At 53.3% G+C, this 7,379-nt stretch carries 9 protein-coding genes and 1 rRNA gene; all 10 read left to right on the forward strand.

Features of this window, described 5'->3' with window-relative positions; all coding sequences use genetic code 11:
- The first annotated feature begins 1 nt into the window (after position 1).
- Positions 2–589, forward strand: coding sequence for an aminodeoxychorismate/anthranilate synthase component II (pabA, locus tag D7M11_RS32190; RefSeq protein WP_120751390.1), 588 nt, complete (start codon positions 2–4; stop codon positions 587–589).
- The gene (gene pabC / locus D7M11_RS32195) at positions 586–1,470 is read left to right on the forward strand and encodes an aminodeoxychorismate lyase (protein ID WP_120751391.1); all 885 of its coding nucleotides are present in this window, start codon (positions 586–588) and stop codon (positions 1,468–1,470) included. The genes pabA and pabC overlap by 4 nt, the downstream gene beginning before the upstream one ends.
- 144 nt (positions 1,471–1,614) lie before the next feature.
- On the forward strand, positions 1,615–2,379 hold the full coding sequence (gene folP / locus D7M11_RS32200) for a dihydropteroate synthase (protein WP_240041409.1): 765 nt from the start codon (positions 1,615–1,617) through the stop codon (positions 2,377–2,379).
- A 53-nt stretch (positions 2,380–2,432) separates the two neighbouring features.
- Positions 2,433–2,801 (forward strand): dihydroneopterin aldolase, encoded by a 369-nt coding sequence (folB, locus tag D7M11_RS32205; protein WP_120751402.1) that lies wholly within the window; start codon positions 2,433–2,435, stop codon positions 2,799–2,801.
- The gene (gene folK, locus D7M11_RS32210) at positions 2,798–3,361 is read left to right on the forward strand and encodes a 2-amino-4-hydroxy-6-hydroxymethyldihydropteridine diphosphokinase (protein WP_240041408.1); all 564 of its coding nucleotides are present in this window, start codon (positions 2,798–2,800) and stop codon (positions 3,359–3,361) included. Before folB ends, folK begins: the two co-directional genes overlap by 4 nt.
- Positions 3,313–3,534 carry a helix-turn-helix domain-containing protein gene (locus D7M11_RS32215; protein WP_120751393.1) on the forward strand — a complete coding sequence of 74 codons (222 nt, stop codon included), beginning with the start codon at positions 3,313–3,315 and terminating at the stop codon, positions 3,532–3,534. Before folK ends, D7M11_RS32215 begins: the two co-directional genes overlap by 49 nt.
- 7 nt (positions 3,535–3,541) lie before the next feature.
- Positions 3,542–4,555 (forward strand): tRNA dihydrouridine synthase DusB, encoded by a 1,014-nt coding sequence (dusB, locus tag D7M11_RS32220; protein WP_120751394.1) that lies wholly within the window; start codon positions 3,542–3,544, stop codon positions 4,553–4,555.
- Between the two features lie 217 nt (positions 4,556–4,772).
- Positions 4,773–5,249, forward strand: a complete 477-nt coding sequence (greA, locus tag D7M11_RS32225; protein ID WP_120751395.1) for a transcription elongation factor GreA — start codon at positions 4,773–4,775, stop codon at positions 5,247–5,249.
- A 146-nt stretch (positions 5,250–5,395) separates the two neighbouring features.
- Positions 5,396–6,895 carry a lysine--tRNA ligase gene (gene lysS / locus D7M11_RS32230; protein WP_120751396.1) on the forward strand — a complete coding sequence of 500 codons (1,500 nt, stop codon included), beginning with the start codon at positions 5,396–5,398 and terminating at the stop codon, positions 6,893–6,895.
- A gap of 367 nt (positions 6,896–7,262) precedes the next feature.
- A 16S ribosomal RNA gene (locus D7M11_RS32235) occupies positions 7,263–7,379 on the forward strand; the annotation flags it as partial.

The following is a 7,379-nucleotide window of genomic DNA, read 5'->3' on the forward strand; positions in this document are numbered from 1 at the left end:
GATGATACTCGTCATCGACAATTACGATTCGTTTACTTATAATTTGGTGCAATATTTGGGAGAGATCGGGCAGGAGGTCGTTGTCCGCCGGAACGACGAGATCGATCTTGCCGGCATAGAGTCTTTGGAGCCGGATCGTATCCTCATTTCTCCGGGACCGTGTACGCCGAACGAAGCGGGGATCAGTCTGGCCCTGATCGAGCATTTTAAAGGCAAACTTCCGATATTGGGCGTATGTCTCGGCCACCAGTCGATCGGCCAAGTGTTCGGCGGCGATGTCGTTCGCGCCGAGAAGCTGATGCATGGCAAAACGTCGGACATTTATCACGACGGCAAAACGATTTTTGCCGGCATTCCTTCGCCTTATACAGCGACAAGGTATCATTCCCTGATCGTCAAACGCGAGACGCTGCCCGATTGTCTGGAAATCAGCGCCGAGACGAAGGACGGGGAGATTATGGGTCTGCGTCATAAGGAATATCCGATCGAAGGAGTGCAGTTCCATCCCGAGTCGATCATTACCGATCACGGATTAACGCTGCTGCGCAATTTCGTGGCGATTCCGTCTCCAAGCAGGGCGGGACGATGAAAATCGCAGTAAACGGCTCCGTATGCGACGAACGGGAGGCCGTGATATCCGTATACGATCACGGCTTCTTGTATGGGCTGGGACTGTTCGAGACGTTTCGCACTTACGGCGGACGTCCGTTTTTGTTGGAGCGGCATTTGCGCAGGCTGGCTGCGGGGTGCGAAGCGCTTGGCTTCCGTTACGCGCCGTCCGAAGACGCGGCGGAAGCTCTCATTGCGAGCTTGCTGGAAGTGAACGGATTGCCCGATGCATACATTCGCTTGTCCGTCTCGGCGGGGGTGGAGGCGCTCGGGTTGCCTGCCGGCGATTACGACAAGCCTTGCGAGATCGTATATGTCAAACCGCTGCCGCCGAGGGACGAGACCACATACGAGAAGGGAAAGCCGGTTCAACGGTTGAAGCTCCCGCGCAACTCGCCGGAAGGGGAATACCGGTTCAAATCGTTTCACTATATGAACAATATTATGGCGAAACGGGAAATGCTCGGGTACGGCTGGGCTGCCGGGGCGGAAGGTCTTTTTCTGGACCGGTTCGGTCATGTGGCGGAAGGAATCGTGAGCAACGTATTTTGGATCAAGGATGGCGTCTTACACACTCCGTCCCTGGAGACGGGGATTCTTCCCGGCATCACTCGCGAGTTTGTCATCGAGACGGCGATGTGCGCAGGACTGGAAGTGCGGGAAGGGTTGTACCCTTGGAGTATGCTGCTGGATGCCGACGAAGCGTTTCTGACGGGCTCCGTTCAGGAGATCGTGCCGGTATGCAGCGCCTTCGGCTTGTCCGGTGAGAAACGATTAATCGGTCCGGGGAAGCCCGGTCCTATGACCAGACAACTCATGCAGCAATATGCCGAAGCGATCGGTCACCATCAAGCTCCTTAAGGAGGCGAACCTTTCATGCAGCAAAATAGGAACGATGCTGAACAATTAGAGCTGCCGTTTGCCCGGCCTTTATCCGACTACACGGGGAAAAGAACGCTCCGCTGCCGGAACTTGGAGCTAAAGCTGGGCGAGCGCACGCTTATTATGGGCATCCTGAACGTAACTCCGGACTCGTTCTCTGACGGGGGGCAATATGCGAATATAAGCCGCGCTGTCGAACGGGCGCTCGAGATGGTTCGGGAAGGCGCCGATATCATCGACATCGGCGGTGAATCGACCCGCCCCGGATTCGCACAAGTATCGGTGCAGGAAGAATTGGAACGGGTGATCCCGGTCATTGAGGCGCTTACAGCTGCCGGGCATCCTGTGCCGATTTCGATCGACACGTACAAAGCGGAGGTAGCTTCCGAGGCGCTAAAAGCCGGAGCCCATATCGTGAACGATATATGGGGCTTCAAAGAGAACGGCGATATCGCGGCCATCGCAGCGGCTTATGATTGCCCGGTTGTTCTGATGCATAATCGGAAGGCGGCCGAGTATACGCATTTTACAGCGGAGGTTGTTGCGGACTTGCGTGAGAGTATAAACATTGCGGTACAGGCGAGCGTCCGCGCCGAACAGATTATACTCGATCCCGGCATCGGCTTTGGCAAAACGCTGGAGCACAACCTGACGCTGATGAATCGGCTGCATCATATTACGGCGCTCGGTTATCCGGTACTGCTCGGAACATCGCGTAAAAGCATGATTGGGAAAACTCTCCACGTAACGCCGGGTGATGCTCTGGAAGGAACGGCCGCCACTGTCGCCCTCGGAATCGCGCAAGGGTGCGCGATTATGCGCGTGCATGATGTGCTCGCGATGAAGCGTGTGGCCGTTATGACCGATGCGATGATTCGCCGATACTAAGACGGGCTTGTTTTTGGAGAATCAGGTAATGATAGAGAGGCGGTGCTTTGGACGTGGACAAATTACATTTGAATCGCATGCAATTTTACGGCTACCACGGCGTTTTCCCCGAAGAGAATAAGCTGGGGCAGCGTTTTTACGTCGATCTGGTCCTTTCCCTGGATTTGTCCGAAGCGGGCCGTACGGACGATTTGACGAAAACCGTCAATTATGCGGAAGTGTACCAGCTCGTCAAACAGATCGTGGAAGGACGAGCATACCGGCTGATCGAGGCGCTGGCCGAAAACATTGCATCGGATGTTCTGCATCAGTATACTAGTGTAAACGACGTCACGGTGCGGGTCGTGAAGCCCCATCCGCCATTCGATATTCATTATGACGGCGTTGTCGTAGAACTCACCAGAAAGCGGGCAATGGCATGACGGTACCGGACGAGAAAGAGCGGAATCCAGATTCGGAGCCGGGGATGGAAGCGTATATCGGGCTCGGTTCCAATATGGGAGAGCGCATTTCGTATTTGCGCGAAGCCGTTCGTGCGCTGGAGGCCGTACCCGATACGGAACTAACGTGTGTCTCGGATGTTTACGAGACCGAACCGGTAGGTTATGCAGACCAGGACTCTTTTCTGAATATGGTCGTCGTGGTGCGTACGAGGCTTTCTCCGGCGTCGCTGCATGGGCATATGAAACAAATTGAAGAGCGGCTTGGGCGCGTTCGTACGATTCGCAATGGACCGCGTACGATCGATCTCGATCTGCTGCTTATGGACGATGTTGCGCTCGATACTCCGGAGCTGACCGTTCCTCATCCTCGGATGTGGGAGCGGGCTTTCGTATTAATTCCTTTGGCGGATGTAGTCCGGAACCAGTCACAGCTCCTTGCTACTACCCATGAACACTTGGACAGACTGGATGGAAAGGAAGGCGTTACCCGGTGGAGCAATTTCAATTGGCGGGACGAATCCGAGCGTTCCGCAAACTGAAAGGATTGACGCAAGACGAGCTGGCCCGCAAATTGGGCGTTTCCATAGCCGTACTCGGCTCGATCGAGCGGGGGACGCGCAGCGCGGACAGTAAAATGCTAAGCAAAATAACGGAGTCGCTTGACATCGAATTGACTGAACTGCTAAATACGAACGAACAAGAAAGGAAGTGAATGATAAGTGCTCAAAATCGGAGATGTGTCCGTACCCAATCAAGTTGTGCTGGCACCAATGGCGGGAGTATGCAACCCGGCGTTTCGGCTGATCGCCAAAGAGTTTGGCTGCGGACTCGTCTGCGCCGAGATGGTGAGCGATAAAGCGATTTTGCACGGGAACCGGCGGACGATGGATATGCTGTTCGTCGACGAGCGGGAGAAGCCGCTCAGCCTGCAAATTTTCGGCGGCGATACGGAGACGCTCGTAGAAGCGGCCAAATACGTCGATGAGAACACGAACGCCGATATTATCGACATTAATATGGGGTGTCCGGTTCCGAAAATTACGAAATGCGACGCCGGGGCGCGCTGGCTGCTCGATCCGGGCAAAATCGAGAAGATGGTGACCGAGGTCGTCCGCTCCGTAAGCAAACCAGTGACGGTGAAAATGCGGATCGGCTGGGACGACGAGCACGTATATGCGCTGCAGAACGCCAAAGCGGTAGAGAATGGCGGCGGCTCTGCGGTTAGCGTACATGGCCGGACCCGGGTGCAAATGTATACCGGCAAAGCCAATTGGGATATTATTAAGGAAGTTAAGAGCACGGTTTCCATTCCCGTTATCGGCAACGGCGACGTGTTTACCCCCGAGGATGCCCGGAAAATGCTCGACCATACGGGTGTGGACGGCGTCATGATCGGACGCGCCGCGCTCGGCAATCCGTGGATGCTGTACCGGACGATTCAATATTTGACTTCGGGCGCGCTGCTGCCGGAACCGGATGCGAAGGAGAAGATCCGGATCGCTACGCTCCATCTTGACAGGCTGGTCGCGCTGAAGGGCGAGAACGTCGCCGTCAAAGAAATGCGCAAGCATATGGCCTGGTACTTAAAGGGACTTCAAGGCTCGGCTAGAGTCAAGGATGTCGTCATGGAACAAACTCGCCGCGACGAGATGGTGCAGACGCTGCACGACTTCATTGCGGGTATGGACGATTCCGGCGGCAATGCCGAGGAAAAGGCCGTTATGACGCATTAAATGCGCTTAATTGAAGCTTTACGGAGGAGTTTGGCTGACATTGACATTTCTGGCGGGTTGAAATATAATCAAGCAAAGATCAGGCATGGACACCCGGAACTACTGGAAATAGTCATCTTGACCGAACCCCGATAATATATTTAACTTTGTGAATTCATACCGAAAAATCGATCGATTTTCCCGGTAGAAAATCTTCACACGACGGGAGATTGGCAGTATGAGCGAGAAAGAAGTCCTTCTCACGCAAGAAGGCCTCAAGAAGCTCGAGGAAGAACTCGAGCATTTGAAATCGGTTAAACGCCGCGAAGTAGCCGAAAGAATCAAGGTTGCGATCGGTTATGGCGATATTAGCGAGAACTCCGAGTACGAGGACGCCAAGAACGAGCAAGCGTTCATCGAAGGGCGTGTCATTACGCTGGAGAAGATGCTGCGCAACGCTCGTATTATCAATAATGATGAAGTCGATACGGATACGGTAAGCGTAGGCGCGATCGTTACTTTGAAAGATATCGAATTTAATGAAACGGTGGAATATACGATCGTCGGTACGGCGGAATCGGACCCGTTCCAGAACAAAATTTCGAACGAAAGTCCGGTTGGCAAAGCATTGATCGGGAAAAAGAAAGAATCGCTCGTCGATGTTCAAGTTCCAGCCGGCGTCATTCAATATAAAATTATCGATATTAAGAAGTAATGGACGGAGCAAATTTCGCGTAAGAAATTTGTCCAGCAGACGAGTTCTTTCGAAATTGGAAATCGCACGCGTAGTTTTCGAAAAAGCTTCCATTGGAGGCTTTTTTGTTTCATGGACTTGCGCGTATCATTAGGAGATGAGTTCAAGTGAGCCAAGAAGTGGAATTAAACGAAAACGAACTGCTGGCCATTCGCCGGGGCAAGCTGGATGAGCTCAGGGAGCTCGGCGTCGACCCGTTCGGCAGCAAGTTCGAGCGCACCCACCACGCCAAGCAAGTGCTGGAGTCGTATGATGCGCTGTCGACGGAGGAGCTGGATGCGCAGAATAATGAGGTCACGCTAGCCGGCCGTATTATGCAGAAGCGCGCGATGGGCAAGGCTTCTTTTGCACATATTCAAGATATTACCGGACGTATTCAAATTTATGTGCGCGAGGACAAGCTTGGCGATAAATACCGGGCGTTTACTTTGCTCGATATCGGGGATATTGTCGGCGTTAAAGGAACGGTATTCAAGACGAAAACCGGAGAGACGTCGATTAAAGTAAACGAACTGGAAGTGCTGACCAAGTCTTTGTACCCGCTGCCGGACAAGTTTCACGGCCTTAAAGATGTGGAAGTGCGCTACCGTCAGCGTTATGTCGACCTGATCGTTAATCCGGAGGTTCAGCAGACGTTTATTTCCCGTTCCCGGATCATTCAGTCGATGCGGCGTTATTTGGATTCGCTCGGCTATTTGGAAGTCGAGACGCCGACCCTTCACGCTATTGCAGGGGGAGCGGCGGCCCGTCCGTTTATTACGCATCATAATGCGCTGGACATGCAGCTGTATATGCGGATCGCGATCGAGCTGCATTTGAAGCGCCTGATCGTGGGCGGGATGGAGAAGGTATACGAGATTGGACGCGTCTACCGCAACGAGGGCGTATCTACCCGCCACAATCCGGAATTTACGATGATGGAGCTGTATGAGGCTTACGCCGACTACAAGGACATTATGCGTTTGACGGAAAATTTGGTTGCGCATATCGCCACGGAAATGTCGGGAACGACAGAAATTACGTACCAAGGCAAAGAGGTTAGCCTGACTACGCCTTGGCGCCGGGTTTCGATGGTCGATGCGATCAAGGATGTTGTCGGTATCGACTTCAAGCAGCAAATGAGTGACGAAGAAGCGCACCGGCTTGCCAAGGAGCATCGCGTCCCTGTGGAGCCGACGATGACGTTTGGGCATATCGTGAACGCGTTTTTCGAGCATTTCGTCGAAGAGACTTTAATTCAGCCTACTTTTATTTATGGACATCCTGTGGCTATTTCGCCGCTTGCCAAGAAGAACGAGGAAGATCCGCGGTTTACGGATCGTTTCGAGCTGTTCATCGTTGGCCGCGAGCATGCCAATGCATTTACCGAGCTTAACGATCCGATCGACCAGCGCGAACGTTTCGAGGCGCAATTGATCGAGAAGGAGCAAGGCAACGATGAGGCCCACGAGATGGACGAGGACTTCATTCGCGCTTTGGAATACGGCATGCCGCCAACCGGCGGACTGGGCATCGGCATCGATCGTTTGGTCATGCTGCTTACCGATTCCCCTTCGATTCGCGACGTCTTGCTGTTCCCGTCGATGAGAGATCGCGCCATCGAGTAAATTTTGAGGCCCGGGCGCGTTTCGTACCGGGCCTTTGCTGTTTAATAGGTGTTTAGATGCGCTCGCGAGTGTCCCTTAATGCGGACGATTGCACGTTGGAGTAAAGGCGCTTTACGGGGCACAGCAGCGTTTATCTGTAGATCGATATTTTTTTCAAAAAAACACTTGCATTCCGAATGCCGGATGTGATATCTTATAAAAGTCGCCGCTTGAACCTGAAACAATGAGGAACGGCACGGCGGCAAGCAGGACAAGCAGGATTTGCTCCTTGAAAACTGAACAACGAGCGTGCAAGTGAAGGTCTCGCAAGAGGCCACAACAAGCTAGTTAAGTAATGAGCTATCGGCTCATCTGATAAGGTTTCACCTTTTTGGAGAGTTTGATCCTGGCTCAGGACGAACGCTGGCGGCGTGCCTAATACATGCAAGTCGAGCGAACCTTTCGGGGTTAGCGGCGGACGGGTGAGTAACACGTAGGCAACCTG

Source organism: Paenibacillus ginsengarvi (assembly GCF_003626695.1).
GTDB classification, from domain to species: Bacteria; Bacillota; Bacilli; order Paenibacillales; family NBRC-103111; genus Paenibacillus_AB; species Paenibacillus_AB ginsengarvi.

Bases quoted from the DNA above. Each gene is read 5' to 3' on its own strand.
- folK (WP_240041408.1), top strand. From the start codon at position 2,798: ATGACGGTACCGGACGAGAAAGAGCGGAATCCAGATTCGGAGCCGGGG.
- pabA (WP_120751390.1), top strand. From the start codon at position 2: ATGATACTCGTCATCGACAATTACGATTCGTTTACTTATAATTTGGTG.
- greA (WP_120751395.1), top strand. From the start codon at position 4,773: ATGAGCGAGAAAGAAGTCCTTCTCACGCAAGAAGGCCTCAAGAAGCTC.
- folP (WP_240041409.1), top strand. From the start codon at position 1,615: ATGGGCATCCTGAACGTAACTCCGGACTCGTTCTCTGACGGGGGGCAA.
- pabC (WP_120751391.1), top strand. From the start codon at position 586: ATGAAAATCGCAGTAAACGGCTCCGTATGCGACGAACGGGAGGCCGTG.